19 protein-coding genes and 6 tRNA genes are annotated in these 26,954 nt (G+C 66.6%); 6 read left to right on the forward strand and 19 right to left on the reverse strand.

Going from position 1 to position 26,954, the window contains the following annotated elements:
• Window positions 1–13 precede the first annotated feature (13 nt).
• The 4 genes from zapE to KGA65_RS13765 all read right to left on the reverse strand — a co-directional run bounded on the left by zapE (window position 14) and on the right by KGA65_RS13765 (window position 6,858).
• Window positions 14–1,111: a cell division protein ZapE gene (zapE, locus tag KGA65_RS13750; RefSeq protein WP_225863695.1), complete on the reverse strand. Its 1,098-nt coding sequence runs from the start codon at window positions 1,109–1,111 to the stop codon at window positions 14–16.
• A 99-nt stretch (window positions 1,112–1,210) separates the two neighbouring features.
• A complete protein-coding gene (gene lpdA / locus KGA65_RS13755) occupies window positions 1,211–2,638 on the reverse strand; it encodes a dihydrolipoyl dehydrogenase (RefSeq protein WP_225863696.1) in 1,428 nt (475 codons plus the stop codon).
• Between the two features lie 15 nt (window positions 2,639–2,653).
• Window positions 2,654–3,925, reverse strand: coding sequence for a 2-oxoglutarate dehydrogenase complex dihydrolipoyllysine-residue succinyltransferase (gene odhB / locus KGA65_RS13760; RefSeq protein ID WP_225863697.1), 1,272 nt, complete (start codon window positions 3,923–3,925; stop codon window positions 2,654–2,656).
• Between the two features lie 74 nt (window positions 3,926–3,999).
• Window positions 4,000–6,858, reverse strand: a complete 2,859-nt coding sequence (locus KGA65_RS13765) for a 2-oxoglutarate dehydrogenase E1 component (protein ID WP_225863698.1) — start codon at window positions 6,856–6,858, stop codon at window positions 4,000–4,002.
• A 381-nt stretch (window positions 6,859–7,239) separates the two neighbouring features.
• On the opposite strand from KGA65_RS13765, the gene KGA65_RS21075 reads away from it, so the two are divergent.
• A complete protein-coding gene (locus tag KGA65_RS21075; protein ID WP_310740966.1) occupies window positions 7,240–7,467 on the forward strand; it encodes a hypothetical protein in 228 nt (75 codons plus the stop codon).
• A 43-nt stretch (window positions 7,468–7,510) separates the two neighbouring features.
• Here the strand turns inward: KGA65_RS21075 and KGA65_RS13775 are convergent, their stop codons facing one another.
• Both KGA65_RS13775 and KGA65_RS13780 read right to left on the reverse strand, forming a co-directional pair.
• Window positions 7,511–8,443: an electron transfer flavoprotein subunit alpha/FixB family protein gene (locus KGA65_RS13775; protein WP_225863700.1), complete on the reverse strand. Its 933-nt coding sequence runs from the start codon at window positions 8,441–8,443 to the stop codon at window positions 7,511–7,513.
• Between the two features lie 2 nt (window positions 8,444–8,445).
• Window positions 8,446–9,195, reverse strand: coding sequence for an electron transfer flavoprotein subunit beta/FixA family protein (locus tag KGA65_RS13780; RefSeq protein WP_225863701.1), 750 nt, complete (start codon window positions 9,193–9,195; stop codon window positions 8,446–8,448).
• Between the two features lie 227 nt (window positions 9,196–9,422).
• Here KGA65_RS13780 and murI point away from each other — a divergent pair, with 227 nt between their 5' ends.
• Complete coding sequence (gene murI / locus KGA65_RS13785) at window positions 9,423–10,235, forward strand: glutamate racemase (protein ID WP_225863702.1); 813 nt, start codon at window positions 9,423–9,425, stop codon at window positions 10,233–10,235.
• Window positions 10,236–10,252: 17 nt separating this feature from the next.
• Here the strand turns inward: murI and KGA65_RS13790 are convergent.
• The 12 genes from KGA65_RS13790 to KGA65_RS13845 all read right to left on the reverse strand — a co-directional run bounded on the left by KGA65_RS13790 (window position 10,253) and on the right by KGA65_RS13845 (window position 21,603).
• Window positions 10,253–10,341: transfer RNA gene (locus tag KGA65_RS13790), tRNA-Leu, on the reverse strand.
• 90 nt (window positions 10,342–10,431) lie between these two features.
• A tRNA-Gly gene (locus KGA65_RS13795) sits at window positions 10,432–10,507 on the reverse strand.
• A gap of 60 nt (window positions 10,508–10,567) precedes the next feature.
• Window positions 10,568–10,643 (reverse strand) — tRNA-Gly (locus tag KGA65_RS13800).
• Between the two features lie 17 nt (window positions 10,644–10,660).
• A tRNA-Cys gene (locus tag KGA65_RS13805) sits at window positions 10,661–10,734 on the reverse strand.
• Window positions 10,735–10,810: 76 nt separating this feature from the next.
• A tRNA-Gly gene (locus tag KGA65_RS13810) sits at window positions 10,811–10,886 on the reverse strand.
• Between the two features lie 171 nt (window positions 10,887–11,057).
• Window positions 11,058–13,490, reverse strand: coding sequence for an endopeptidase La (gene lon, locus KGA65_RS13815; protein ID WP_225863703.1), 2,433 nt, complete (start codon window positions 13,488–13,490; stop codon window positions 11,058–11,060).
• A 103-nt stretch (window positions 13,491–13,593) separates the two neighbouring features.
• Window positions 13,594–14,865, reverse strand: coding sequence for an ATP-dependent Clp protease ATP-binding subunit ClpX (gene clpX, locus KGA65_RS13820; protein ID WP_225863704.1), 1,272 nt, complete (start codon window positions 14,863–14,865; stop codon window positions 13,594–13,596).
• Between the two features lie 57 nt (window positions 14,866–14,922).
• Window positions 14,923–15,531 carry an ATP-dependent Clp endopeptidase proteolytic subunit ClpP gene (gene clpP / locus KGA65_RS13825; protein ID WP_310740967.1) on the reverse strand — a complete coding sequence of 203 codons (609 nt, stop codon included), beginning with the start codon at window positions 15,529–15,531 and terminating at the stop codon, window positions 14,923–14,925.
• 158 nt (window positions 15,532–15,689) lie between these two features.
• Window positions 15,690–16,997: a trigger factor gene (gene tig / locus KGA65_RS13830; protein WP_225863705.1), complete on the reverse strand. Its 1,308-nt coding sequence runs from the start codon at window positions 16,995–16,997 to the stop codon at window positions 15,690–15,692.
• Between the two features lie 42 nt (window positions 16,998–17,039).
• Window positions 17,040–17,126 (reverse strand) — tRNA-Leu (locus KGA65_RS13835).
• A gap of 193 nt (window positions 17,127–17,319) precedes the next feature.
• Window positions 17,320–20,466 carry an efflux RND transporter permease subunit gene (locus KGA65_RS13840; protein WP_225863706.1) on the reverse strand — a complete coding sequence of 1,049 codons (3,147 nt, stop codon included), beginning with the start codon at window positions 20,464–20,466 and terminating at the stop codon, window positions 17,320–17,322.
• A 21-nt stretch (window positions 20,467–20,487) separates the two neighbouring features.
• Window positions 20,488–21,603, reverse strand: a complete 1,116-nt coding sequence (locus tag KGA65_RS13845) for an efflux RND transporter periplasmic adaptor subunit (RefSeq protein WP_225863707.1) — start codon at window positions 21,601–21,603, stop codon at window positions 20,488–20,490.
• Window positions 21,604–21,722: 119 nt separating this feature from the next.
• On the opposite strand from KGA65_RS13845, the gene hpnC reads away from it, so the two are divergent.
• From hpnC to KGA65_RS13865, 4 genes are all read left to right on the forward strand, one after another.
• Window positions 21,723–22,556, forward strand: coding sequence for a squalene synthase HpnC (gene hpnC, locus KGA65_RS13850; protein WP_225863708.1), 834 nt, complete (start codon window positions 21,723–21,725; stop codon window positions 22,554–22,556).
• The gene (gene hpnD / locus KGA65_RS13855) at window positions 22,553–23,401 is read left to right on the forward strand and encodes a presqualene diphosphate synthase HpnD (protein ID WP_225863709.1); all 849 of its coding nucleotides are present in this window, start codon (window positions 22,553–22,555) and stop codon (window positions 23,399–23,401) included. Before hpnC ends, hpnD begins: the two co-directional genes overlap by 4 nt.
• Window positions 23,398–24,723: a hydroxysqualene dehydroxylase HpnE gene (hpnE, locus tag KGA65_RS13860; protein WP_225863710.1), complete on the forward strand. Its 1,326-nt coding sequence runs from the start codon at window positions 23,398–23,400 to the stop codon at window positions 24,721–24,723. Before hpnD ends, hpnE begins: the two co-directional genes overlap by 4 nt.
• 84 nt (window positions 24,724–24,807) lie before the next feature.
• Window positions 24,808–25,593 (forward strand): IclR family transcriptional regulator, encoded by a 786-nt coding sequence (locus KGA65_RS13865; RefSeq protein WP_225863711.1) that lies wholly within the window; start codon window positions 24,808–24,810, stop codon window positions 25,591–25,593.
• Between the two features lie 93 nt (window positions 25,594–25,686).
• Here KGA65_RS13865 and pbpG read toward each other — a convergent pair whose 3' ends face one another.
• Window positions 25,687–26,841 carry a D-alanyl-D-alanine endopeptidase gene (gene pbpG, locus KGA65_RS13870; protein ID WP_225863712.1) on the reverse strand — a complete coding sequence of 385 codons (1,155 nt, stop codon included), beginning with the start codon at window positions 26,839–26,841 and terminating at the stop codon, window positions 25,687–25,689.
• Window positions 26,842–26,954 lie beyond the last annotated feature (113 nt).

Raw genomic sequence — 26,954 nt, forward strand, 5'->3', positions numbered from 1 at the left:
GAGGCGCACCGCCTCAGGTCAGCGAGGTGTCCACCGTCCGGCGCTCGAGCGCCAGGTATTCGGCCGAACGCATTTCGTTGAGGCGGGACACGGTGCGGGGAAACTCGTGCGCCAAAGGGCCGTCCAGGTACAGCTGTTCGGCCGGCACCGCTGCCGACAGGACCAGCTTCACCCGACGGTCGTAGAGCACATCCACCAGCAGCGTGAAGCGGCGCGCCTCTGACGCCAGGCGGGGCGGCATCTGTGGCACCCCGGACAGCAGCAGGGTGTGAAAGCGCGAGGCCAGCTCCAGGTAGTCGTTCTGTGACCGCGGGCCGCCGCACAGGGTCTGGAAGTCGAACCAGATGACCCCGCCCGCCCGGCGGCGCGCCTTCAGCTCACGGTGCTCGATGTTGAGCACCGGGTTCTCGTCGGGCACCTCGGCCAGATCGTCGAAGGTGCGGGCCATCGCCGCTTCGGCCTCGGGGCCCAACGGCGTGTGGTAGAGGTCCACCTGCTCCAGCGTACGACGGCGGTAGTCGATGCCCGCATCGACGTTGATCACCTCCAGGTTGGCTTTGAGCAGCTCGATGGCCGGCAGGATGCGGTCGCGGTGCAGGCCGTTGGGGTACAGCCCGTCGGGGTGGAAGTTGGAGGTGGTGACGATGGAGACGCGGTGCGCGAACAGCGATTCGAGCAGCCGGTACAGGATCATCGCGTCCGTCACATCGGCCACATGGAACTCGTCGAAGCAGATCAATCGGTAGCGCCGGGCGATGCGCGCGCCCAATTCCTCCAGCGGGTTCTGCCGGCCCTTGAGCTCCTGCAGCTGGCGGTGCACCTCGCGCATGAACTCATGAAAATGCAGGCGCGTCTTGCGCGTCAGTGGCACCGCACGGTAGAAGCAATCCATCAGGAAGCTCTTGCCGCGCCCCACCCCGCCGTACATGTACACGCCGCGCGGGATGGGCGGCTTGACCAGCGCCTTGGTGAGCGCATTGCGGCGGCGGGCCTTGTAGGCCGTCCATTCGTTCTCGCAACGCTCCAGCGCCGCCACGGCGCGCAGTTGAGCCTCGTCGGCCTTGAAGCCGTTCTCGGCAAGCAGTTGCTCATACAGCTGGCGAACGCTCATCGGTCAAACCATTTCCGGAGACATGAAAAGGCCCGCCAGCCTGGGCAGGCGGGCGGGCCGATGGGCAGCCGGGGCCGGCAGGCCCCGAGGCGGCCCGGGTCAGAAGTTCAGCGTGCGCTTCTCGACGGCCAGCGCGGCTTCCTTGGTCGATTCCGACAGCGAGGGGTGCGCATGGCAGATGCGGCCGATGTCCTCGGACGATGCCTTGAACTCCATCGCCACCACGGCCTCGGAGATCAACTCCGAGACCATCGGACCGATCATGTGCACGCCCAGGATCTCGTCGGTCTTGGCATCGGCCAGGAACTTGACGAAACCGGTGGTGTCACCCAGCGCGCGGGCGCGACCGTTGGCCAGGAAGGGGAACTGACCTGCCTTGTAGGCCACGCCTTCGGCCTTGAGCTGCTGCTCGGTCTTGCCGACCCAGGCGATCTCCGGGCTGGTGTAGATGACGTAGGGAATGGTGTTGAAGTTGACGTGACCATGCTGGCCGGCAATGCGCTCGGCCACGGCCACGCCTTCTTCTTCCGCCTTGTGCGCCAGCATCGGCCCGCGCACCACGTCACCCACGGCCCACACGCCCGGCAGGTTGGTCTTGCACTCGGCGTCGACCACGATGGCGCCACGCTCGTCGAGCTTCAGACCCACGGCTTCGGAGTTCAGGCCGATGGTGTTGGGCACGCGGCCGATCGAGACGATCAGCTTGTCGACATCCAGCGTCTGGGCTTCGCCCTTGGCGTTGGTGTAGGCGATGCTGACGCCCTTCTTGGCAGCCTTGACCTCACCAACCTTGGCGCCCAGCTCGATCTTCAGACCCTGCTTGGCGAAGACCTTGGCGGCCTCCTTGGCCACGCCCTCGTCGGCGGCCGGCAGGAACGCCGGCATGCCTTCGAGGATGGTGACCTCGGCCCCCAGACGGCGCCAGACCGAGCCCATTTCCAGGCCGATCACGCCGGAGCCGATCACGCCCAGCTTCTTGGGCACCGAGCCCAGGCGCAACGCGCCGTCGTTCGAGAGGATGTGCTCCTCATCGAAGGGCACGCCCGGCAGGGCACGGGCATTCGAGCCGGTGGCGACGATCACCTGCTTGCCGGTGATGGACTCCTCGGCAGACCCCGTGACCTTGATCTCGTAGGCGCCATCCTTGGCGGCCACGAAGGAGCCACGGCCGTGGAAGAAGCTGACCTTGTTCTTCTTGAACAGGTAGAGGATGCCGTCGTTGTTCTGCTTCACGACGCCGTCCTTGCGGGCCACCATCTTCGCCACGTCCATCTTCACCGTGCCGGTGCTGATGCCGTGCTCGGCGAAGTGGTGGGTGGCGTGGTCGAAGTGCTCGGAGGACTGCAGCAGCGCCTTGGATGGGATGCAGCCGACGTTGGTACAGGTGCCGCCCGGGGCCGGGCCACCGGCGGCGTTCTTCCATTCGTCGATGCAGGCCACGTTGAAGCCCAGCTGGGCCGCGCGGATGGCGGCGATGTAGCCACCGGGGCCGCCGCCGATCACGACGACGTCAAATTGCTTGGACATGAAAACTCCCGGGGATCAGATGTCGAACAGCAGGCGAGCCGGGTCTTCCAGCGCTTCCTTCATCGCCACCAGGCCCAGCACGGCTTCGCGGCCGTCGATGATGCGGTGGTCGTAGGACATGGCCAGGTAATTCATCGGACGCACCACGACCTGACCGTTCTCCACCACGGCGCGGTCCTTGGTGGCATGCACGCCCAGGATGGCCGATTGCGGCGGGTTGATGATCGGGGTCGACAGCATCGAGCCGAAGGTGCCGCCGTTGGAGATGGAGAAGGTACCACCCGACAGGTCTTCCAGACCCAGCTTGCCGTCCTTGGCCTTCTGGGCGAAGACGCCGATGGTCTTCTCGATCTCGGCGAAAGTCAGCTGGTCGGCGTTGCGGATGATGGGCACCACCAGGCCACGCGGCGAACCGACGGCGATGCCGATGTCGAAGTAGCCGTGGTAGACGATGTCGTTGCCATCGACCGAGGCGTTCAGGATCGGGTACTTCTTCAGGGCGTGCACCGCGGCCTTCACGAAGAAGCTCATGAAGCCCAGTTTGATGCCGTGTTCCTTCTCGAACTTGTCCTGGAAGCGCTTGCGCATCTCCATCACCGGGGCCATGTTGACCTCGTTGAAGGTGGTCAGGATGGCGTTGGTGGACTGCGACTGCAGCAGACGCTCGGCGATGCGGGCGCGCAGACGCGACATCGGCACGCGCTGTTCCGGACGGTCGCCCAGGTTCTGAGCCACCGGCGCGGCCACGGCGGGCAGCGGCTTGGCGACGGAGGGAGCCACCGGCGCGGCGATCGGTGCGGCAGCGGGCTTGGCGCCACCGGCCACGGCGGCCAGCACGTCACCCTTGGTCACGCGGCCATCCTTGCCGGTGCCGGCCACGGAACCCGCGGCCAGGCCGTTGTCGGCCATCAACTTGGCAGCGGCCGGCATGGCCACGTCGGACTTGCTGCCACCGGTGGCAGCCGGGGCCGCCACGGCGGCGGCTGCGGGGGCCGGCGCAGCGGCAGCAGCGGCCGGGGCCGGCGCAGCCACGGCACTCGCGGCGGCTTCGGTATCGATCTTGGCGATCACCTGATCGCTGACCACGGTGCCGCCATCGGCCACCACGATCTCGGTGATCACCCCGGCCGAGGGAGCCGGCACCTCGAGCACGACCTTGTCGGTCTCGATCTCGATCAGGATTTCATCGACGGCGACGGCCTCACCGGCCTTCTTCTTCCATTGCAGCAGGGTGGCCTCGGCCACGGACTCAGACAGCTGCGGAACCTTGACTTCTACGATTGCCATGATGGGGAGATTCTTTGAAGTGTGCGACAGGGCTCCGGCGCACAGGCGCCAGAGCCGCGTTCAATGTGTTGTGCTTACTTGGAGAGCACGAAGCCCTTGAGCTTGCCGAAAGCCTGGTCCAGCAGCGACTTGAGTTGCTCCTGGTGCAGATGGGCGTAGCCCACGGCCGGCGAAGCCGAGGCCGGACGGCCGGCATAACCCAGCTTCTGGCCTTCGAGCATGTTCTCGTGGATGTAGTGCTGCACGAAGAACCAGGCGCCCTGGTTCTGCGGCTCGTCCTGGCACCACACGATCTCGGTCGCGTTGGGGTACTTCTTGATTTCCGCGGCAAAGGCCTTGTGCGGGAAGGGGTAGAGCTGCTCGACGCGGAGGATGGCCACGTCGTGCGCCTTCTTCTCTTCACGCTTCTTGACCAGGTCGTAGTAGACCTTGCCCGAGCAGGCGACCACGCGCTTCACCTTGGCAGCATCGATCTCGGCATGGCGTTCGCCGATCACGGTGTGGAACTCGCCCTTGGTGAACTCGCTCAGCGGCGAGGTGGCATCCTTGTTCCGCAGCAGCGACTTCGGGGTGAAGATCACCAGCGGCTTGCGGAACATGCGCACCATCTGACGGCGCAGCACATGGAAGATCTGGCTGGCCGTGGTCGGCTGGACGACCTGCATGTTGTTGTCCGCGGCCAGCTGCATGAAGCGTTCGACGCGGGCCGAGCTGTGCTCGGGGCCCTGGCCTTCGTAGCCATGCGGCAGCAGCAGCGTCAGGCCATTGGCACGGCCCCACTTCACCTCGCCGGAGGCGATGAACTGGTCGATCACCACCTGGGCACCGTTGGCGAAGTCGCCGAACTGGGCTTCCCAGATCGTCAGCGTGTTGGGATCGGAGCCGGCGTAGCCGTATTCGAAGCCCAGCACCGCCTCTTCGGACAGGATGGAGTCGATGACCACGAACGGCGCCTGGCCTTCGGCCACGTGCTGCAGCGGCACGTAGATGCCTTCGTCGTACTTGTCGCGGTTCTGGTCGTGCAGCACGGAGTGGCGGTGCACGAAGGTGCCACGGCCGCAGTCCTCACCGGACAGACGCACCGGATAGCCAGAAGCAACCAGCGAGGCGTAGGCCAGGTGTTCGCCCATGCCCCAGTCGACATTGATGTCGCCCCGGCCCATGGCGGCGCGGTCGGCGATGACCTTCTCGACCAGCGGATGCAGCTTGAAGTTCGAGGGGATCGTGGTGATCTTCTCGGCCAGGCGCTTGATCTCGGCCAGCGGCAGCGCGGTGTCGGCGGCGTCGGTCCACTTCTTGCCCAGGAACGGCGTCCAGTCGACGGCGTACTTGCTCTTGAAGTTGGTGAGCACCGGATCGACCGTGTGCTTGCCCGCGTCCATCGCGGCGCGGAAGGCCTTGACCATGTCGTCCGGGCCACCGGCGGGCAGCACGCCCTGGGCGACCAGCTTGTCGCCATACAGCTTGCGGGTGCCGGGGTGCGCCGCGATCTTCTTGTACATCAGCGGCTGGGTCAGCGAGGGGGTGTCCTGCTCGTTGTGGCCCAGCTTGCGGTAGCAGACGATGTCCACCACCACGTCCTTCTTGAACTGCTGGCGGTAATCCATCGCCAGCTGGGTGCACCAGACCACGGCATCGGGATCGTCGCCGTTCACGTGCAGCACCGGCGCCTCGATCATCTTGACCACGTCCGAGCAGTACAGCGTCGAGCGGGTGTCACGCGGGTCGGAGGTGGTGAAACCGATCTGGTTGTTGATGACGATGTGCACCGTGCCGCCCGTGTAGTAGCCACGGGTCTGGGCAAGCGCCAGCGTTTCCATCACCACGCCTTGGCCGGCAAAGGCCGCATCGCCGTGCACCAGCACCGGCAGCACGGTCGTGCCTTCCTTGTCGCCACGGCGATCCAGGCGCGCCTTCACCGAGCCCTCGACCACCGGGTTCACGATTTCCAGGTGGGACGGGTTGAAGGACAGCGACAGGTGGACGGGGCCACCGGCGGTGGTCACGTCGCTGGAGAAGCCCTGGTGGTACTTCACGTCACCGGCCGGCAGGTCTTCCGGTGCGGTGTGCTCGAACTCGGCGAACAGGTCCTTGGGCATCTTGCCCAGGGTGTTGACCAGCACGTTCAGGCGGCCACGGTGGGCCATGCCGATCACGATCTCCTGCACGCCGTTCTCACCGCCGTGCTGGACGACCTCGTCCATCGAGGCGATGAAGCTCTCGCCGCCTTCCAGCGAGAAACGCTTCTGGCCGACGTACTTGGTGTGCAGATAGCGCTCCAGGCCTTCGGCCGCGGTCAGACGCTCCAGGATGTGCTGACGCTTTTCCGGCGAGAAGCTGGGCTTGGAACGCACGCTTTCCAGGCGTTCCTGCCACCAACGCTTCTCGGTCGGGTCCGTGCAGTGCATGAACTCGGCGCCCACGGTACCGCAGTAGGTCTCACGCAGGGCCTGCATGATGTCGCGCAGCGACATGTGCTCGGCGCGCGAGAAATAGGTGTTCGCGGCGCTGAACGGAATGTCCATGTCCGCTTCGGTCAGGTCGTAGAACGACGGTTCCAACTCGGGAATCTTCGGGCGCTCGCGGCGCTTGAGCGGATCCAGATCGGCCCAGCGCGAGCCCAGGAAGCGGTAGGCGGCGATCAGGGACTGGACGTGGACCTGCTTGCGGGCCACGGCCAAGTCGGTGGAACTGGCCTTCACCGTGAAGGCATTCGACTTCGCGCGCTGCGCAAAGGATTCGATCACGGGGGCGTGGGGAACGTCGCGACCGGACGAACCGTCCACGGCGGGCACGTTCTGCAGCGCGTCGAAATACTCGCGCCAGTTGTCAGGCACCGAGCCCGGGTTGTCGAGGTACGCTTCGTACATCTCTTCGACGTACGGGGCATTGCCTCCGAACAGGTACGAGTTCGACCTGTATTGCTGCATCATTTCTCGCTCACCTTTTGCTCCGGTTTCCAGAGCTCCGATGGGTTGATCAACCTTCCGCGGCCCGGCTCGACCGTTTGGCGGATTGCGATCCGCCTTGCTGCCTTGGGGTAGGGCCAGCAAGGGGACACAGAAGGACCTAAATTGTCACCGGCGAGACTGTAGCACCGTTGGCCCCACCCCGCCGTACGGTAACTACCCTGCACCAGAGTAGGTCTTCGGTGCATCGGCCGCGGACTTGAGTGGCAAAGTCCGTGCGGCATGGCTCCCCACCCTCCCCCCCATTCGCGCACCCTCTGGCTGCAAGCCCAGGCCCCGCCCAAGCCGCCACTGGGATCGCCATGCAACGGATGCGGTGTGTGCTGCGCCCTGGAGCCCTGCCCCGTGGGCATGCTGCTGAGTCGCCGACGCCACGGCGGTTGTTCGGTGCTGCGCTGGGATGCGGCGGCCAGGTGCTATCGCTGCGGCCTGATCAGCGCGCCGGACGACGTGCTGGCACGCTGGCCCCGACCGCTGCGGCGATGGATCGACCGCCGGGCATGGCGCTGGATTGCCAGCGGCAGCGGATGCGATGCCGATTGGGAAATCGCCCTTGAACAGAGTCCACCATGAAAAAAGCGCCCCGCAGGGCGCTTTCAGAGGAAGGCCATGAAGGTCACAGCGCCTTGACCAACTCCGGCACAGCCGTGAACAGGTCGGCTTCCAGACCATAGTCGGCCACCGAGAAGATCGGTGCTTCTGGATCCTTGTTGATCGCGACGATCACCTTGGAGTCCTTCATGCCGGCCAGATGCTGGATGGCGCCGGAGATGCCGCAGGCCACGTACAACTGAGGCGCCACGATTTTGCCGGTCTGGCCGACCTGCCAGTCGTTGGGAGCGTAACCCGCGTCCACCGCGGCGCGGGAAGCACCCAGCGCGGCACCCAGCTTGTCGGCCAGTGGCGTCAGCACTTCGGTGAACTTCTCGCTGCTGCCCAGCGCCCGCCCCCCAGAGACGATGATCTTGGCCGCCGTCAGTTCGGGGCGGTCGCTCTTGGTGACCTCCCGGCCGACGAAGCTGCTCTGGGCCCCGGCGGCAACGGCCGCGAGGCTCTCCACCGCCGCGGAGCCACCGGTGGCCGCCGCCGGGTCAAAGGCCGTGCCACGCACGGTGATGACCTTGACCGCATCGGCGCTCTGCACCGTGGCGATCGCGTTGCCCGCGTAGATCGGACGCTCGAAGGTGTCGGCGCTCACCACCTTGGTGATGTCGGTGAGCTGCGCCACGTCCAGCTTGGCGGCCACGCGCGGCGCGACGTTCTTGCCGCTGGCGGTGGCCGGGAACAGGATGTGGCTGTAACCCGAGGCGATGGCCAGCACCTGGGCCGCCAGGTTCTCGGCCAGGCCGTCGCCCAGGCCGGCACCGTCGGCGTGCAGCACCTTGGTCACGCCGGCGATCTGGGCCGCCGCCTGGGCCGCAGCCCCAGCGTTCTGACCCGCCACCAGCACATGCACGTCGCCACCCAGCTGGGTCGCTGCGGTGACGGTGTTCAGGGTCGCGCCCTTGATCGACGCGTTGTCGTGTTCAGCAATGACGAGGATGGCCATGTTCAGATCACCTTGGCTTCAGTCTTGAGCTTGGCCACCAGGGTGGCGACGTCCGGCACCTTGATGCCGGCACTGCGCTTGGGCGGCTCGGCCACGCTCAGGGTCTTGATGCGCGGCGTCACATCCACCCCCAGATCGGCGGGTTTGATGTTCTCCAACGGCTTCTTCTTGGCCTTCATGATGTTGGGCAGCGTGACGTAACGCGGCTCGTTCAGACGCAGGTCGGTGGTGACCACGGCCGGCAGTGTCAGCTTCAGCGTCTCCAGGCCGCCATCCACTTCACGGGTGACCGTGACCGCACCGTCGGCCACGTCCACCTTGGAGGCGAAGGTCGCCTGCGGCAGATCGGCCAGCGCCGCCAGCATTTGGCCGGTCTGGTTGCAGTCGTCGTCAATGGCCTGCTTGCCCAGGATCACCAGCGCCGGCTGTTCCTTGTCGACCAGGGCCTTGAGGATCTTGGCCACGGCCAGCGGCTGCAGCTCGGCGTCGGTCTCGACCAGGATGCCGCGGTCGGCGCCGATGGCCATCGCGGTGCGCAAGGTTTCCTGGCACTGCGTCACGCCGCAGGACACGGCCACCACCTCGGTGACCACGCCCTTTTCCTTCAGGCGCACCGCCTCTTCGACAGCGATCTCGTCAAAGGGGTTCATGCTCATCTTCACGTTGGCCAGATCCACCCCCGTGCCGTCGGACTTCACGCGTACCTTCACGTTGTAGTCGACGACGCGCTTGACGGCTACCAGTACCTTCATATCGCGTTGCTCCTGTCGGATCGTTTGAGTGATTTGACGTTTACGTAAACTGTCGGATTCTAGGACCTGACCCGAGATGCGCCAAGAGGCCATCCCCCGATACTGTCCTATCGAACGATCTCAAAACCGCACGACCGTTCTATTTTATGGCCCTGCAGCCACTTGCTGGCTCGCGTATCCTTGGGGACAACCCTAGGTTGGTCCCGTGCCAGCCCGGCTTTCACACCATGTCCGACCTGATTGCATCCGTCCCGCCCATCGGCATCTTCGACTCGGGCGTCGGCGGCCTGTCGGTGCTGCGCGCCTTGCGCACGCGTCGTCCCGACATTCCCCTGCTCTACGTGGCCGATTCCGGTCACGCCCCCTACGGCGACCGCGACCCGACCCATGCGCTGCAACGCTCGCTGCGGGTCACGGAACACCTGATGGATCAAGGCGCCCGCCTGATCATCGTGGCCTGCAACACCGCCACCGCCCGGGCCATCGACACCTTGCGGCGGCGCTATCCCGAGGTCACCTGGGTGGGTGTCGAGCCCGGCGTGAAGCCCGCCGTGCGCCACAGCGCCAATGGCCGCATCGGCGTGCTGGCCACGCCTTCGACGCTGAGCAGCCCGCGTTTCGATTCCCTGATCGACCGCTTCGCCCAGGGCTGCGAGGTCATTCGCGTGCCCTGCAAGGGCTTGGCCGCCGCCATCGAGAAGGGCGGCCCCTCCGACCCAGCCCTCGACCCACTGCTGGACCGCTACTGTGCGCCCGTGATCCAGGCCGGAGCGGACACGGTGGTGCTGGGCTGCACCCACTACCCCTTTGTGGCCGAACGCATCGCCGCGCGGCTGGGGCCGCACGTGCAACTGCTGGACACCGCCGATGCGGTGGCCGCCCATGCCCTGCATCTCTGGCCGAACGCCACGGACGAATGGCTGCCGCGCGAGGCCAGCGCCCCTGTTCAGCTTGAGACGACCGGCGACGCCACGGTGCTGGCACGCCTGGCCAAGGAAGGCCTGGGGCTGGATGTGCCGGTGCGAGCCATTGAGGTGTGATCGACAGGCCGCGCCGATGGTGCCCGGAACCGGGATCGAACCGGTACGCCCCGTGAAGGGCGGCAGATTTTAAGTCTGCTGCGTCTGCCTGTTCCGCCATCCGGGCACGGGGCGGGATTATGGCGGCCACGCGGCCAGCCTCCCGCGAAGCGGCAAGAAAAAAGGGAAGCCTCACGGCTTCCCTTTTTTGAGCATTTGGAGCGGGAAACGAGGCTCGAACTCGCGACCTCAACCTTGGCAAGGTTGCGCTCTACCAACTGAGCTATTCCCGCTCGGGATCACCAGGAAGCTCCTGGCGCCAGCCCCGTGCAAGCACGTGACCGTTTGGTATTTGGAGCGGGAAACGAGGCTCGAACTCGCGACCTCAACCTTGGCAAGGTTGCGCTCTACCAACTGAGCTATTCCCGCACGTCGTCTTCGTTTTTTGGAGGCGCGATCCAGAGTCGAACTGGACTAGACGGATTTGCAATCCGTTGCATAACCGCTTTGCTATCGCGCCTTCGAAAACCGAAGACCTGCATTCCGCCCACTGCCCTGCCTGATGAAAAAGGGAAGCCGGGGCTTCCCTTCGAATCTGGAGCGGGAAACGAGGCTCGAACTCGCGACCTCAACCTTGGCAAGGTTGCGCTCTACCAACTGAGCTATTCCCGCATGGCTCCTGACGGAACACGTTTCCTGAACTGTGTTTGGTGACACCGACCCGGTTGTTTCTGATTTCTCAGACGTTCCCGCGTCGCATCAGGAAAGCACGCATTATAGGCATGCTTTTTAGGCTTCGACAAGCCCTCTGTCAAAAAACAGAGGGCTTGTCCCAGCGGCCCCTCAATGCGGCCGCACGTCCCCCGCGGGCGTCGCAGCGGCTGCCGGGGCCTCGGCCGGCGCCGCAGGGGCAACGGCGACCGGCTCCTCATCAGGCAACGGTGTCGGCGCACGCTCCAGCGCCACCTCCAGCACCTTGTCGATCCAGCGCACGGGCACGATCTCCAGCTGGCTCTTGACGTTGTCCGGAATGTCTTGGAGGTCCTTGACGTTGTCTTCCGGAATCATCACCAGCTTGATGCCCCCGCGGTGGGCGGCCAGTAGCTTCTCCTTCAGGCCGCCGATGGCCGTCACCTCGCCGCGCAGCGTGATCTCGCCGGTCATGGCGACATCCGCACGCACCGGGATGCCGGTCAGCGCCGAGACAAAGGCCGTGGTCATCGCGGCCCCCGCGCTCGGGCCGTCCTTGGGCGTCGCACCATCGGGCACGTGGACGTGCACGTCGCGCTTCTCGAACAGCTCGTCCTTGATGCCCAGGCGGCGCGAGCGGCTGCGCACCACGGTGCGCGCGGCCTCGACCGATTCCTTCATCACGTCGCCCAGCGAGCCGGTGCGGATGATGTTGCCCTTGCCCGGCATGGCCGTGGCTTCGATGGTCAGCAGATCGCCGCCCACCTCGGTCCAGGCCAGACCGACCACCTGGCCAACCTGGTTGGTCTTCTCGGCACGCCCGAAGTCGTACTTGCGCACCCCCAGGAAGTCGTTCAGATTCTCATCCGTCACCACCACCTTGCCGGTGTAGGTCTTGAGCAGCAGGCCCTTGACCACCTTGCGACAGATCTTGGAGATTTCACGCTCCAGCGACCGCACACCGGCTTCGCGGGTGTAGTAGCGGATGATGCCCCGGATGGCGTCCTCGGTGACCTCCATCTCGTCGTCCTTCACGCCGTTGTTCTTGGCCTGCTTGGGCAGCAAGTACTTCTGCGCGATGTGGAGCTTCTCATCCTCGGTGTAACCCGACAGGCGGATGACCTCCATCCGGTCCAACAGGGCCGGCGGGATGTTCATCGAGTTGGACGTGGCCACGAACATCACATCGGACAGGTCGAAATCGACCTCGATGTAATGGTCGCCGAAGGTGTGGTTCTGCTCCGGATCCAGCACCTCCAGCAGGGCCGACGAGGGATCGCCGCGGAAATCCATGCCCAGCTTGTCGATCTCGTCGAGCAGGAACAGTGGATTGCGCGTACCGACCTTGGCCAGGCTCTGCAGCACCTTGCCCGGCATGGAGCCGATGTAGGTGCGACGGTGCCCGCGGATCTCGGCCTCGTCGCGCACGCCGCCCAGCGCCATGCGGACGAACTTGCGGCCCGTGGCGCGCGCCACGGACTGCCCCAGCGAGGTCTTGCCCACGCCCGGGGGCCCCACCAGGCACAGGATGGGTGCCTTCACCTTGTCCACGCGCTGCTGCACGGCAAGGTATTCGAGGATGCGGTCCTTGACCTTCTCCAGACCGTAGTGGTCCTCGTTGAGCACCTCCTCGGCCAGACCCAGGTCGTGCTTGATCTTGGTCTTGCGCGACCACGGCAGCCCGATCAGCGTGTCCAGGTAGTTGCGCACCACCGTGGCTTCGGCCGACATCGGCGACATCAGCTTGAGCTTCTTGAGCTCGGCTTCGGCCTTCTTGCGTGCCTCCTTGGGCATGCGGGCGGCCTGGATCTTCTTTTCCAGCTCTTCCAGGTCGGCGCCCTCTTCGCCGTCGCCCAGTTCCTTCTGGATGGCCTTGACCTGCTCGTTCAGGTAGTACTCGCGCTGGCTCTTCTCCATCTGGCGCTTGACGCGGCCACGGATGCGCTTTTCCACCTGCAGGATGTCGACTTCGTGCTCGAGCTGCTCCAGCAGCTTCTCGAGCCGCTGGGCCACGTCGAACAGATCCAGCACCGATTGCTTGGCTTCCAGCTTGAGCGGCAGATGCGCGGCAATGGTGTCGGCCAGACGGCCCGGGTCGTCGATGCCGGCGATCGAGGTGAGGATCTCCGGCGGGATCTTCTTGTTGAGCTTGACGTACTGGTCGAACTGCTGGGTCACCGCGCGGCGCAGTGCCTCCACCTCGGGGGTGGGTTCACCGGCCGGCTCCACCGGCAGCACTTCGGACACGAAGTGTTCGCCGTTGTCGCTGACGCTCTGGGTCTGGGCGCGCTGCACACCTTCGACCAGCACCTTCACGGTGCCGTCGGGCAGCTTGAGCATCTGCAGGATGCTCGACACACAGCCCACGCCAAACAGGTCTTCGGCCCGCGGTTCGTCCTTGCCAGCGGCCTTCTGGGCCACCAGCATGATCTGGCGGCCGCCATCCATCGCGGCTTCCAGAGCCTTGATCGACTTGGGGCGCCCCACGAACAGCGGGATGACCATGTGGGGGAACACCACCACGTCCCGCAGCGGCAGCAGCGGCAGCGTGGTCGGTTCCGGGGGGAGGATGGGATGTCCTGACATGGGTTGCCTCACTTTCTCGGATCCACATGGGGCCCGAGGGTTGGATTGCAAGAAGCCGGCTCGGTCAAAAAACCGGGGGACCGGCGTGGAAGGACATGGAGGCTCAGGCGCTGGCCTTGGCCTGTTCCCTGTAAACCAGCAGGGGCTTGCCGCCCTCTTCGATGATGTGCTCGTCGACCACGACCTTGGCCACGCCATCGAGCGTGGGCAGTTCGAACATGGTGTCGATCAAGGCCGCTTCCATGATGGAGCGCAGGCCACGCGCGCCGGTCTTGCGCTTGAGTGCGCGGCGGGCGATCGCGCTCAGCGCGGTCGGGCGGATCTCCAGCTCGACCCCGTCCATCGCGAACAGCTTCTGGTACTGCTTGAGCAGCGCGTTCTTGGGCTCGACCAGGATCTGGATCAGCGCCTCCTCGGTCAGCTCGCCCAGGGTGGCGACCACCGGCAGGCGGCCCACCAGTTCGGGGATCAGGCCAAAGCGCACCAGATCCTCGGGCTCGACGTTGCGGAAAACCTCGGAGACCCGCTTCTCGGACTTGCTGTGCACGGTCGCCCCAAAGCCGATGCCCGACTTCTCGGTGCGGTTCTGGATGACCTTCTCCAGACCATCAAAGGCCCCGCCGCAGATGAACAGGATGTTGGTCGTGTCGATCTGCAGGAAGTCCTGGTTCGGGTGCTTGCGGCCACCTTGCGGCGGCACGCTGGCCATGGTGCCCTCCACCAGCTTCAGCAGGGCCTGCTGCACGCCCTCGCCCGAGACATCGCGGGTGATCGACGGGTTGTCGGCCTTGCGGGAGATCTTGTCGATCTCGTCGATGTAGACGATGCCGCGCTGCGCCCGCTCGACGTCGTAGTTGCAGTTCTGCAGCAGCTTCTGGATGATGTTCTCGACGTCCTCGCCCACGTAACCGGCTTCGGTCAGCGTGGTGGCATCGGCGATCACGAAGGGCACGTTCAACAGCCGGGCCAGCGTCTGGGCCAGCAGCGTCTTGCCGGAGCCGGTGGGGCCGATCAGCAGGATGTTGCTCTTGGCCAGCTCCACCTCGTCCTTGCTCGCGCCCATGTGCTTGAGACGCTTGTAGTGGTTGTAGACCGCCACCGAGAGCGTGCGCTTGGCCGTGTCCTGGCCAATCACGTACTGGTCCAGGCTGGTCTTGATCTCGGCCGGAGTGGGCAGATCCGACTTGGCCGGAGACTTGGCCGCGCCGGGTTCGGCTGGCGTTTCATCCCGGATGATGTCGTTGCACAGCTCGATGCACTCGTCGCAGATGAAGACCGAAGGTCCCGCGATGAGCTTCTTGACCTCGTGCTGGCTCTTTCCGCAGAAAGAGCAGTAGAGGACCTTTTCGCCAGAGGCGCCTTTCTTGTCCGACATGAGTGTGTGCCTGGGCTGTGCTAGGGAAGCGTGAAGGAATGATAGAGCAAGCGCCGATCAACCCCGCTTGTCGAGAACCTGATCGATCAGGCCGTAGGCCTGGGCTTCGGCAGCGGACATGTAGTAGTCGCGCTCGGTGTCGGCCTGGATCTTCTCCAGCGGCTGGCCGGTGCGTTCGGCCAACACACGGTTGAGCTGCTCGCGGGTCTTCAGGATCTCGCGGGCGTGGATCTCGATGTCCGTGGCCTGGCCCTGGGCGCCGCCCAGCGGCTGGTGGATCATGATCTTGCTGTTGGGCAGCGAGAAACGCTTGCCCTTGGCCCCGGCCGCCAGCAGGAAGGCGCCCATGCTGGCTGCCATGCCGATGCACAGCGTCGAGACATCGGGCTTGATGAACTGCATGGTGTCGAAGATCGACATGCCGGCGCTGACGCTGCCGCCCGGGGAGTTGATGTAGAAGGAAATGTCCTTGTCGGGGTTCTCACTCTCCAGGAACAGCAGCTGAGCGACCACCAGGTTGGCGCTCTGGTCATTGACCGGCCCCACCAGGAAGACGATGCGCTCGCGCAGCAGCCGGGAGTAGATGTCGTAAGCACGCTCGCCGCGCCCCGACTGCTCGATGACCATGGGAACCATGCCGAGGGCTTGGGTGTCCAGTGCGCTCATGGAACTCCTTCAGGAAGGTATGTGACGGTTTGTCCTGCTGCCCATTATGTCGCCGCAGGAAAACCGTGGGATCGAAGAAAAAAAGCCCGGCCAACAGGCTCGGGCGATTTTTCAGGAACGGGGCCGGATCAGCCCGGCCACCGTCTGCTTGATTGAAATCAAGCGGTCATCAGCTCGTCGAACGGCAAGGCCTTGTCGACCACCTTGGCCTGGCCCAGCACGAAGTCGGTCACGTTGTTCTCGATGACGATGGCCTCGACCTCGGCCATGCGCTGACGGTCCGACAGGTACCAGCGCACCACCTCGGCCGGCTTCTCGTAGGACTGGGCCATCTCTTCGATGTGGGCCTGCAGCTGCTCCGGCTTGGCCTGCAGGTTGTTGGCGCGCACCAGCTCGCCCACCACCAGGCCCAGGCGCACGCGCTTCTCGGCCTGCGGCGCGAAGATCTCGGTCGGGATCGGGGTCTTGTCGGCGTCCTTGATGCCGCGCTGCTTCAGGTCCTCGCGGGCGCCTTCGACCAGGCGATCGGTCTCGGCGGAGATCAGGGCCTTGGGCAGGTCCAGCTCAGCGGCCTTGACCAGGGCGTCCATCACGGCCGCCTTGTTGCGCGCCAGCACGCGGAACTTGACCTCGCGCTCCAGGTTCTTCTTCACATCGGCGCGCAGGGCTTCGACCGTGCCCGCCTCGATGCCCAGGGCCTTGATGAAGTCGCCGTCCACCTCGGGCAGGTGCTGGGCTTCGATCTTCTTCATGGTCACCAGGAAGTCAGCTTCCTTGCCGGCCACGTCCTTGCCGTGGTAGTCAGCCGGGAACTGCAGCGGGAAGGTCTTGGACTCGCCCACCTTCATGCCGCGCACGGCCGCGTCGAACTGCTCCAGCATCTGGCCTTCGCCGACCAGGAACTGGAAGCCTTCGGCCTTGCCGCCGGCAAACGGTTCGCCGTCGATCTTGCCTTCGAAGTCGATCGTGACGCGGTCACCGGCTTCAGCGCCTTGATCGGCCGGGCGCTGGGCGAAGGTGCGGCGCTGCTTGCGCAGGATATCGACGGTCTTGTCGATCGCGGCGTCATCCACCTCGGCGGACACGCGCTCGACCTCGACGGCCGACAGGTCGCCCAGCTTCACCTCGGGGTAGACCTCGAAGGTGGCGTCGAAGGCCATCTGGCCTTCCGCGGCTTCGTCCTTCTGGGTGATGTTGGGCACACCGGCCACGCGCAGCTGCGCCTCGTTGGCGGCCTGTGCGAAGGCCTGGCCCAGCTTGTCGTTCATCACTTCGTACTGCACCGAATAGCCATAGCGCTGGGCGACGACCGACATCGGCACCTTGCCGGGGCGGAAGCCATCGGCCTTGACGGTGCGCGCCAGCTTCTTCAGACGGGCTTCGACTTCGGAGTTGATCTCGCTGGCCGCCAGCGTCAGGGTGATGCGGCGTTCGAGCTTCTCGAGGGTTTCAACGTTGACTGCCATGGTGCGAACTCTGATGTTGCGTGTACGGAAACGTCATGGGGGTGGTGCGCGGGGCCGGACTCGAACCGGCACGCCCGTGAAGGCGTCAGGACCTAAACCTGGTGCGTCTACCAATTTCGCCACCCGCGCGATCCTGGCTCGGCGCGACGGCATCCACTGCCGCCGGCACGCCGGACCTGTCCCGATGACTGATGTGTCGGAGCGGACCCCCACCCCTTTTCAGGCGTGCGCATCCACCCCGGGCGAACCGGTAAACCGCGTATTCTATCGGTCAACCGGTCCGCTGAACGCCACGGCCGTCATGCCGTGGCAAAAACAGGGCTCAAACCGCCTCCTTCGACGGTGGCACCGGCGCGGGCTGCACGCGGAACCACGCCGCATACATGGCCGGCAGGGCCAGCAGGGTCAGCGCCGTGGCGGCGACCAGCCCGCCCATGATGGCCACCGCCATCGGCCCCCAGAACACGCTGCGTGACAAGGGAATCATCGCCAGCACCGCCGCCGCTGCCGTCAGCACGATGGGCCGGAAACGACGCACCGCCGATTCGACGATGGCCTCCCAGGCTGGCACGCCACGCAGCCGGTCCTGCTCGATCTGGTCGATCAGGATCACCGAGTTGCGCATGATCATGCCCACCAGGGCGATGAAGCCCAGCATGGCCACGAAGCCGAAGGGCCGGTCCAGCAGCAGCAGCGCGGCGGCCACGCCGGCAATGCCCAGCGGTGCGGTCAGCACCACCAGCATGGCGCGCGAGAAGCTCTGCAGTTGCAGCATCAGCAGCGTCAGCATCAGGAAGCCCATGATCGGCAGCCCGACCATGATGGAGCCCTGTCCTTTGGCGCTCTCCTCCACCGCGCCGGCCAGTTCGATGCGCATGTCGGGCGGCATGCGCTGCTGCAAGGCCTGCAGCCGGGGCCACAGGGCGAAGCTGACGGTGGGCCCCTGGATGCCCTCGATCACGTCGCCCTGCACGGTGATGGCGTATTTGCGGGCGTCACGCCACAGCACGCCAGGTTCCCAGCCCTGTTCCCAATGGGCGATCTGGCTGAGCGGGATGGCGCGGCCACTGCTGGTGGCCACATAGGCGCTGTCGAGCTGGCTCACGCTGCGCCGCTCCTCGGGCGGCTGGCGCAGCACGATGCTGACCAGCCGGTCGTTCTCGCGGTACTGACCGATGGTGCGCCCACTGAACAGGGTCTGGGTGGCCTGGGCGATGGACTGACTGGTCACCCCCAGCGCGCGGGCCTTGTCCTGATCGACCGACAGCCGCACCACGCGCACCGGCTCGTTCCAGTTGTCGTTCACCCCGCGCATGCGGGCATCGGCCCGCATCAGGGCCTTGACCTCGTCGGCCCAGTGCCGCACCGCCGGGATGTCGTCCCCCAGCACGCGGAACTGCACCGGGTAGGCCACCGGTGGCCCGCTGGGCAGCAGCTTCACCCGCCCCCGCACTTCCGGGAACTCGGTGGCCAGCAGTTCGGGCAGGCGCTTGCGCAGGGCCTCGCGGGCCACCAGGTCCTTGCTCAGCAGGATGAACTGGCTGACGTTGGTCTGCGGAAAGATCTCGTCGAGCGGCAGGTAGAAGCGCGGTACGCCGCGCCCCACCCAGGCGGCCACCGATGCCAACCCGGGCTCCTTCAGCATGCGCTGCTCGAAGCGTTGCGCCACGCGGTCGCTGTCCTGGATCGTCGAGCCTTCGGGCAGCCACAGGTCCACCAGGATCTCCGGCCGGTTCGAGTCCGGGAAGAACTGCTGCTGCACCCGGCTCATGCCCACCACGCCCAGGGCAAACACCGCGACCGTGATGCCAATCGTCCACCAGCGGTGGGCCACGCACCAGTTCACCGCCGCGCGGAAGCGGCTGTAGAACGGCGTGTCGAACAGTTCGTGGATCTCCCCTTCGCCATGGGCAGCCCGGGTGTGCAGCAGCCAGGCCCCCAGGTAGGGCACGAAGTAAACCGAAACCACCCACGAGATGATCAGGGCCGCGGCCGTCACGGCGAACATCGCAAAGGTGTACTCGCCCACCGTCGACTGGGCCATGCCGATGGGCAGGAAGCCGGTGGCGGTGATCAGCGTGCCGGTCAGCATCGGCATCGAGGTCACCTCGTAGGCGTGGGTGGCGGCATGCAAGCGGTCATAGCCCTCCTCCAGCTTGCGCACCATCATCTCGACCGCGATGATCGCGTCGTCCACCAGCAGCCCCAGCGCCACGATCAGCGAGCCCAGCGAGATCTTGTGCAGGCCCACACCCCAATAGAACATGGTGACGAAGGTGATGGCCAGCACCAGCGGGATGGTGATGGCCACCACCAGGCCCGGCCAGACATCGATGCGCAGCGGCCGCGTGTGCAGCCCCAGGCTCAGAAAGCTCACCGCCAGCACCACCACCACGGCCTCGATCAGCACGTGAACGAACTCGCTGATCGAATGGCTCACCGCCTCGGGCTGGTTCTGGATTTGACCGAGCGTCACGCCCACAGGCAGTTCGGCCTGGATGGCCTTCACCTGCGCCTGCAGGGCCTGGCCCAGCGCGATGATGTCACCACCCTTGGCCATCGACACGCCCAAGGCCACCACGGGATGGCCCTGGAAACGCACCATCGTCGTGGGCGGATCCACATAGCCGCGGTGGATGTCGGCGATGTCGCCCAGCTTGATGGTGCTGGCCGCCCCCGTCGTCGGATTCACGGCGCGGATGGGCATCTGGCGCAGCGCATCCAGCGAGTCCAAGGCCCCCTGGACCCGGATCTGCACATTGCGGCTCTCGGTGTTCACCACCCCCGCCGCCGCCACCGCGTTCTGGGCGTTGAGCTGCGAGACCACCTGGTTCATGTCCAGCCCCAGTTCCGCCAGGCGGCGCGCCGAGATCTCAACCTTCACCTCCTCGGCCTGGACGCCGAACAGCACCACCTTGGCCACGCTGGGCACGCGCAGCAGGCGCGAGCGCACATCCTCGGCGAAGACGCGCAGTTCCTCGTCCGAGAAGCCATCGGCCGACAACGCGAAGATGGAGCCGTACACGTCCCCGAAGTCGTCGTTGAAATACGGCCCCTGCACGCCCGAGGGCAGCGTGGGCGCCATGTCGCCGATGCGCTTGCGCACCTGGTACCAGGCCTCGCTGACCTCCTTGGGCGGCGTCGAGTCCTTCACCTGGAACAGCGTCAGCGACTCTCCCGGCTTGGTGTAGCTGCGGATGGTGTCCGCATGGGGCACTTCCTGCAGCGTGCGCTCGATCTTGTCGGTCACCTGCTCGGCCACCTGCTGTGCCGTGGCACCGGGCCAGTAGGCCTGCACCACCATGGCCCGGAAGGTGAAAGGCGGGTCCTCGTCCTGCCCCAGCTGGAAATAGGCGAACAGCCCCAGCGTCATCAGGACGATCATCAGATAGCGCGTCAGCGGCGCATGTTCCAGCGCCCAGCGCGAAACGTTGAACGGGGCGCGGCGCGACTCTTGGTTGGCATCCATCTCGGGTTCCCGGTCGACCGATCAGCGCGAGGCGGCCATCTTGGCCGGCTCCACATAGCGTTTGACCGTCTGCCCAGCCGCCAACAGGTGCGTGCCGGCCGTGACCACCTCGTCGCCAGCCTTCAGCCCGGCCGACACCACCACCTGGCTGCCTTCCGAACGGGCCACCTGCACGGGCTGCGGCTTCACCGTCATGGAGGCCGGATCCAGCAACCAGACCGCGTCGTGGCCCTGCTGGCTCACCAAGGCGGTCAAAGGCAGACGGAGGACACCGGATTGGGCTGGCTGCCGCACCGACACCGTGGCCGTGCGGCCCAGGCGCAGCTCGGCCGCCCCCACATCGGCCTTGACCAGAAAGGTCCGGGTCACCGGATCGGCCGCGGCGGCCACCTCCCGGATCACCACCGGCCACCGTGCGTCCTGGCCCCAGGCCTTGACCTGGACCGCCCCGGACCGCCCCACCATCCCCCGCACCGCCTCGACCTGGGTTTCCGGCACCGCGAACACCGCATCCCGCGGCCCGTCGTGGGCCAAGCGCACCACCGGCGTGCCCGCAGCCACCACCTGCCCCGGCTCGGCAGGTGTGGCGGTGATCACCCCCGATGCGTCGGCCAGCAGGTCCGCATAGCCGGTCTGGTTGCGCTGCACCTGGGTCTGGGCCAGGGCCTGCTCCCATTGGGCGCGGGCCGTCTTCTCGGTCGTCTCATGCCGCTCCAGTTCGGCAGCGCCGATGAAGCCCTGCTCCCGCAGCGCCCGGTAGCGTTTCAGGTTGGCGCTGGCCAACTCCAGGCTGGTCTTGGCTGCGGCTTCGGCGGCCTGGGCGACATCCTGCCCCAGTTGCAGATCCCGGGCGTCCAGCCGGGCCAGCAGTTGGCCGCGCCGCACCGTCTGTCCCAGGTCCACCGGTCGGGTCAGCAGTTTGCCGCCCACCCGGAAGCTCAGATCGGTCTCGGTGCGGGCCCGGATCTCCGCCGCATAGTCCACCATCGGTTGCAGTTCCCCGCCCCCCAGCTTGAGCGTGCGGACCGCCCGCACGGGTTCAGGGGCGGCGGGTTTGGGTGCACAGGCGGACAGCAACAACACCGGCAGCAGCGCAACCAACAGAACAGGGCTGCGGCGAAGCGACAGATTCGTCATGGGCGAGGGACAGGCGGTCACCTGTCGGGATGGTTAATGACTGACTGGTCAGTAATGTAGGCAGCCCGCCTGGCGACGTCAATCCGCGCGCACGGGCGCTGCGGCGACAATCCCCCGCCGTGAGCGTTGAACATTACGAAAACTTCCCGGTGGCCTCCTGGCTGTGCCCGCCAGCCCTGCGTCCGCCGATCACCGCCATCTACTGGTTCGCCCGCACGGCCGACGATCTGGCGGATGAAGGCGATGCGCCGGCCGAACAGCGCCTCGCCGATCTGTCAGCCTACCGGGCCGAGCTCCAGCGGGTGGCCGCTGGTCAGTCGCCCGGGCCGCGCTGGGCGCCCATCTTCACGGCGCTGGCCCGGGCCCTCCAGGCCCACGCCCTGCCCCTGCCGCTGCTGGACGACCTGCTTCAGGCCTTTGAGCGGGACGTCCCCAGCCCGCGCTATGCCGACCGGGCCGAACTGCTGGACTACTGCCGCCAGTCGGCCAACCCGGTGGGCCGGCTGCTGCTGCACCTGCATGGCATCACGCAGCCACAGGCCCTGGCGCAATCCGACGCCATCTGCAGCGCGCTGCAGCTGATCAATTTCTGGCAGGACCTCAGCGTGGACCTGCCCCGCGGGCGCTGCTACCTGCCGGCCGAGGACCTGGTCCGGCACGGGCTGATGCCCAGCCAGCGGCCCACCACCGACACGGCCGCCACGCAGGCCCTGGTGGCTGACTTGTGCGCCTGGGCCCGGGCCCTGATGCGGCAAGGCGCCCCGCTGGTTCACACACTGCCGGGCCGGGCCGGCTGGGAACTGCGCCTGGTCGTGCAGGGCGGCCTGCGCATTCTGGAGAAAATCGAGGCCATGCACTGTCGCAGCTTGACCCGACGCCCCACCCTGGGCCCGACCGACCTGGCCCGGATGGCCTGGCGCAGCCTGTGGATGCCTCGGAGCACCCTGTCATGACCCCCCAGCAATACGTCGAACAAAAGGCCGCGGCCAGCGGCTCCTCGTTCTATTACGCCTTTCTCTTCCTGCCCCCCGAGCGGCGGGCCGCCATCACCGCCTTCTATGCCTTCTGCCGGGAGGTGGATGACGTGGTCGACGAGGTGCACGACCCCAGCGTGGCAGCGGCCAAGCTGGCCTGGTGGCGCCAGGAGGTCCGGCAGGCGTTTGCGGGCCACCCCACGCACCCGGCCATGCAGGCGTTGATGCCGCTGGCGCCCCGCTACGCCATCACGGCCGAGCACCTGGACCAGGTCATCCAGGGCTGCGAGATGGACCTGACCCAGACCCGCTATCTGGATTACCCTGGCCTGCAGCGCTACTGCCACCTGGTGGCGGGTGTGGTCGGCGAGGTGGCCTGCAACATCTTCGGCCGCACCCAGGAGACGACGGTAGCCTACGCCCACCAGTTGGGCCTGGCCCTGCAGCTGACCAACATCATCCGTGACGTGGGCGACGACGCCCGGCGTGGCCGCATCTACCTGCCGATCGAGGACCTGCAGCGTTTTGACGTGAAGGCCCATGAGCTGCTCAAGCGCGACGCGCCCTGGGGCTACAGCGATCGCTTCCAGGCCTTGATGCAGTTCCAGGCGCAGCGGGCCCAGCGCTGCTACGACGAGGCGCTGGCCCTGCTGCCCGAGGTGGACCGCAAGGCCCAGAAGCCCGGCCTGATGATGGCCTTCATCTACCGCGACCTGCTGCGCGAGATCGAGCGCGGCGGCTTCCAGGTGCTGCACCAGCGCATCTCGCTGACGCCGCTGCGCAAGCTCTGGCTCGCCTTCAAGACCCAGTGGCGGGGCCGGTGAACCCTGCCCACGCCCGCCCGCCCGGCCGGCTGGCCGTCGTCGGGGCCGGCTGGGCCGGGCTGGCCGCGGCCGTCGAAGCGGTGGACGCCGGCTGGGCCGTGACCCTGTTCGACATGGCCGGGCAGCCCGGCGGGCGAGCCCGCAGCACGGCCCAGGACGGACTGGAGCTGGACAACGGCCAGCACATCCTGATCGGCGCCTACCGGGACACACTGGCGCTGATGCGCCACGTCGGGGTGGCCCCCGAGACGGTGCTGCATCGCCAGCCTCTGGCGCTGGTTCCCCCGGCCGGCGGTGGCCTGCGGTTGCCAGCTGGGCCGGCCCTGCCTGCCTTTCTGCGTGGCGTGCTGGGCTGGCGTGAACTGTCCTGGCGGGCTCGCCTGGCCCTGCTGGGCCGGGCGGCCCGCTGGCGCCTGTCGGGATTTCGCTGTCCGCCCCACTGGAGCGTGGAGCGTCTCTGCGCCGGCCTGCCCCGGGAGGCCTTCGAGGCGCTGATCGACCCGCTGTGCGTGGCGGCCCTGAACACCCCCGCCCACCAGGCCAGTGCACAAGTGCTGCTGACGGTGCTGCGGGACGCCCTGTTCGGCCCGCCGGGCAGCGCCGACCTGCTGCTGCCGACGCGGCCGCTGCAACAACTGCTGCCGACCCCCGCCCTGCACTGGCTGCATCAGCAGGGGGCCCGGTGGTGCCCCGGCCACCGGGTCCACCGACTCGCGCCCCAGGAACACGGCTGGCAGGTCGACGGCGAAGACTACGACGCCGTGGTCCTGGCCTGCAGCGCCGTGGAAGCGGGCCGTCTGCTGGCCGATCTGGCCCCGGACTGGTCCGCCCAGGCGCTGGCCATGGACTACCAGCCCATCGTCACGGTCTGGTTGAGCCAGCCCGGTGCGCGCTGGCCTGAAGCGATGATGGCGCTGCCCGCATCCCCGAACGCAGCGACAGCCCCGGCGCAGTTCGGCTTTGACCTGGGCCAGTTGGGCGGCCCGTCCGGCACCTTTGCGCTGGTGATCAGCGGGGCCGCCCGCTGGGTGGCCCAAGGGCGTGAAGCGACGGTGGCCGCCGTCCGCCAGCAGTTGAGCCAAGCGTTTGCCGACACGCCCTGGCCCTGGAACGACGCCACCGCCTCGCTGCAGGCCGTGCGGACCGAGAAACGGGCCACGTTTGCCTGCACCCCCGGTCTGCAGCGACCCGCGCCCACCCCCCTGCCCCGCCTGGCGGTGGCCGGCGACCATGTCGCCGGGCCCTATCCCGCCACATTGGAGGGCGCGGTCCGCAGCGGAATCGCCGCGGTGCGGCATCTGTCAAGCCAGGAGGGTCGTTGAGCCCGGGCCCATTGCTGCAGCGCAACACATGGCCCCGGTGTCTTTTCGCCATGTAAAATGCAGCCTTCTCCTGGTCGGATTGCCATGCAAAAGAAAGACCCGCAAACGCCGAGCATCCAGGTCCTCGCACGTGCTTTCGCCCTGCTGGATGTCCTGGCGGCCCAACCGGACCCGGTCCCCCTGAAGGACCTGAGCGAACGCACCGGGCTGCACCCGTCGACCGCCCACCGCATCCTGAACGATCTGGCCGCGGGCCGCCTTGTCGATCGCCCCGAAGCCGGCACCTACCGCCTGGGCATGCGCCTGCTGGAGCTGGGCAATCTGGTGAAGGCCCGCCTCGACGTGCGTGAGGCCGCATTGGGCCCCATGCGAGAGCTCAACCGCCTGACCAACCAGCCAGTCAACCTGTCGGTGCGGCAAGGTGACGAGATCGTCTACATCGAGCGGACCTACAGCGAACGCTCGGGCATGCAGGTGGTGCGCGCCGTCGGCGGCCGCGCCCCCTTGCACCTCACCTCCGTGGGCAAGCTGTTCCTGGCCTATGAAGAGCCTCAGCGCGTGCGCAGCTATGCCACACGCACCGGCCTCACCGGCCACACCCGCAACAGCCTGACCACCCTGCCCGCGCTGGAGCGCGAGCTCTCACAGGTGCGACGCCAGGCCGTGGCGCGCGATGACGAGGAACTGGAGCTGGGCGTGCGCTGCATGGCCGCCGGCATCTTCGACGACCAGGGCAAGCTGGTGGCTGGGTTGTCGATCTCGGCCCCCAGCGACCGGCTGGAGGAATCGTGGATGGAACGGGTGAAGTCCACCGCCAGCCAGATCTCCGCCGCGCTGGGCTACCGTGGGCCAGCGACACCGGTCGTCTGAGACCGGGGCTCCAACGCGCGTTGGTCCCACCCCAAAAACAAAGGCAGCCTGTGGGCTGCCTTCTTTTTGATCCCGCGGGCGGCGGGATGACGCTCAGCTTGTCGGCTTGAGGCGGCTGTCCAGGGTACCGACCGGGGTCGGGTGGTTGGTCAACAACCACTTTCGGATGCGTTCGGCATCGGCGATGCGCGAGTACTTGCCGGCCGAATCCAGCAGCACCAGGATCAGCTTGCGGCCCGCCAGCTTGGCCTGCATGACCAGGCACTGGCCTGCTTCGGTGATGTAACCCGTTTTCTGCACCCCGATGTCCCAGTCTGGGCTCTTCACCAGGCGGTTGGTCGTGTGGTACTGCAGCTGCCGTGAGCCCACTTCCACCTGGTATTCCTGTGAGGTCGACAGCTGCCGGATCAGCGGCACCTGGGATGCGGCCTTCACCAGCACCGCCAGATCCTGAGCGCTCGACTGGTTCTGACTCGACAGGCCCGTGGGTTCCACATAGCGGGTGTCGTGCATGCCCAGTTGGCGGGCCTTGGCATTCATCGCAGACACGAAGGCCGAGATGCCACCCGGGTAGTTGTGACCCAGCGCACTGGCGGCCCGGTTTTCGGAGGACATCAGCGCCAGGTGCAGCATCTGGCCCCGGGTCAGCTTGGTGCCCACGCGCAGACGCGAAGAGCTCATCTTCTCGGTGTCGACGTCGTCCTGCGTGATGGACAGCGTCTCGTCCATCGGCAGATGCGCCTCGGTCACCACCATCGCGGTCATCAGCTTGGTGATCGACGCGATCGGCAGCACGGCCTGGGAATTCTTGTTCAGCAGGACCTCATTGGTGTCCTGGTCCAGCACGAAGGCCACGCTGCTGCGCAGCGACAGCGGATCGTCGGTCGAATGCAGGCCATACATCTGGCCGAAGGAGCGGGCCCCCGGCGCTGGCGTGAACGACGCGGGCTCCACCGGCTTGCGCTCCGGCGCCACGGCCTTGGCGGCATGCACCGGGCGCTGCGAGGAGGCCGAAGCGGTCCGGGTCCGCGGCTTGGCAGCCGCTGCCGTCTTGCGGGTCGAAGACGACTTGCTTGCGCTGCTCGACTTCTTGCTCTTGACACCGGAAGCCTTGCCGCTCGTCGACGCCTTGGCCGACGCACTGGCCTTGTGGTGCGAGCCCCCCTGGGCATCGGCCGCCCACGCGTGGGTTCCGGCCACCGAGGCCACCAAACAACACAGCGCCACCAAAGCCTTGTGAGATCTCATCTTCATCCTTCGCGTCGTCTCTCGCAGTCAGGCAGCCCCTGCCGGTGTCACCCACCACACCGGGACGACTTTGTCGCCCTCTTGAAACACAGTTTCATTATCGCCCCCTGAGT

The sequence above is a fragment of the Ideonella benzenivorans genome (assembly GCF_020387415.1).
In the GTDB taxonomy this organism is placed as follows: Bacteria; Pseudomonadota; Gammaproteobacteria; order Burkholderiales; family Burkholderiaceae_C; genus Ideonella; species Ideonella benzenivorans.

Excerpts from the sequence above, each read along its gene's own strand:
- zapE (WP_225863695.1), bottom strand. The coding sequence starts at position 1,111 with ATGAGCGTTCGCCAGCTGTATGAGCAACTGCTTGCCGAGAACGGCTTC.
- lpdA (WP_225863696.1), bottom strand. The coding sequence starts at position 2,638 with ATGTCCAAGCAATTTGACGTCGTCGTGATCGGCGGCGGCCCCGGTGGC.
- odhB (WP_225863697.1), bottom strand. The coding sequence starts at position 3,925 with ATGGCAATCGTAGAAGTCAAGGTTCCGCAGCTGTCTGAGTCCGTGGCC.
- KGA65_RS13765 (WP_225863698.1), bottom strand. The coding sequence starts at position 6,858 with ATGATGCAGCAATACAGGTCGAACTCGTACCTGTTCGGAGGCAATGCC.
- KGA65_RS13775 (WP_225863700.1), bottom strand. The coding sequence starts at position 8,443 with ATGGCCATCCTCGTCATTGCTGAACACGACAACGCGTCGATCAAGGGC.
- KGA65_RS13780 (WP_225863701.1), bottom strand. The coding sequence starts at position 9,195 with ATGAAGGTACTGGTAGCCGTCAAGCGCGTCGTCGACTACAACGTGAAG.
- murI (WP_225863702.1), top strand. The coding sequence starts at position 9,423 with ATGTCCGACCTGATTGCATCCGTCCCGCCCATCGGCATCTTCGACTCG.
- lon (WP_225863703.1), bottom strand. The coding sequence starts at position 13,490 with ATGTCAGGACATCCCATCCTCCCCCCGGAACCGACCACGCTGCCGCTG.
- clpX (WP_225863704.1), bottom strand. The coding sequence starts at position 14,865 with ATGTCGGACAAGAAAGGCGCCTCTGGCGAAAAGGTCCTCTACTGCTCT.
- clpP (WP_310740967.1), bottom strand. The coding sequence starts at position 15,531 with ATGAGCGCACTGGACACCCAAGCCCTCGGCATGGTTCCCATGGTCATC.
- tig (WP_225863705.1), bottom strand. The coding sequence starts at position 16,997 with ATGGCAGTCAACGTTGAAACCCTCGAGAAGCTCGAACGCCGCATCACC.
- KGA65_RS13840 (WP_225863706.1), bottom strand. The coding sequence starts at position 20,466 with ATGGATGCCAACCAAGAGTCGCGCCGCGCCCCGTTCAACGTTTCGCGC.
- KGA65_RS13845 (WP_225863707.1), bottom strand. The coding sequence starts at position 21,603 with ATGACGAATCTGTCGCTTCGCCGCAGCCCTGTTCTGTTGGTTGCGCTG.
- hpnD (WP_225863709.1), top strand. The coding sequence starts at position 22,553 with ATGACCCCCCAGCAATACGTCGAACAAAAGGCCGCGGCCAGCGGCTCC.
- KGA65_RS13865 (WP_225863711.1), top strand. The coding sequence starts at position 24,808 with ATGCAAAAGAAAGACCCGCAAACGCCGAGCATCCAGGTCCTCGCACGT.
- pbpG (WP_225863712.1), bottom strand. The coding sequence starts at position 26,841 with ATGAGATCTCACAAGGCTTTGGTGGCGCTGTGTTGTTTGGTGGCCTCG.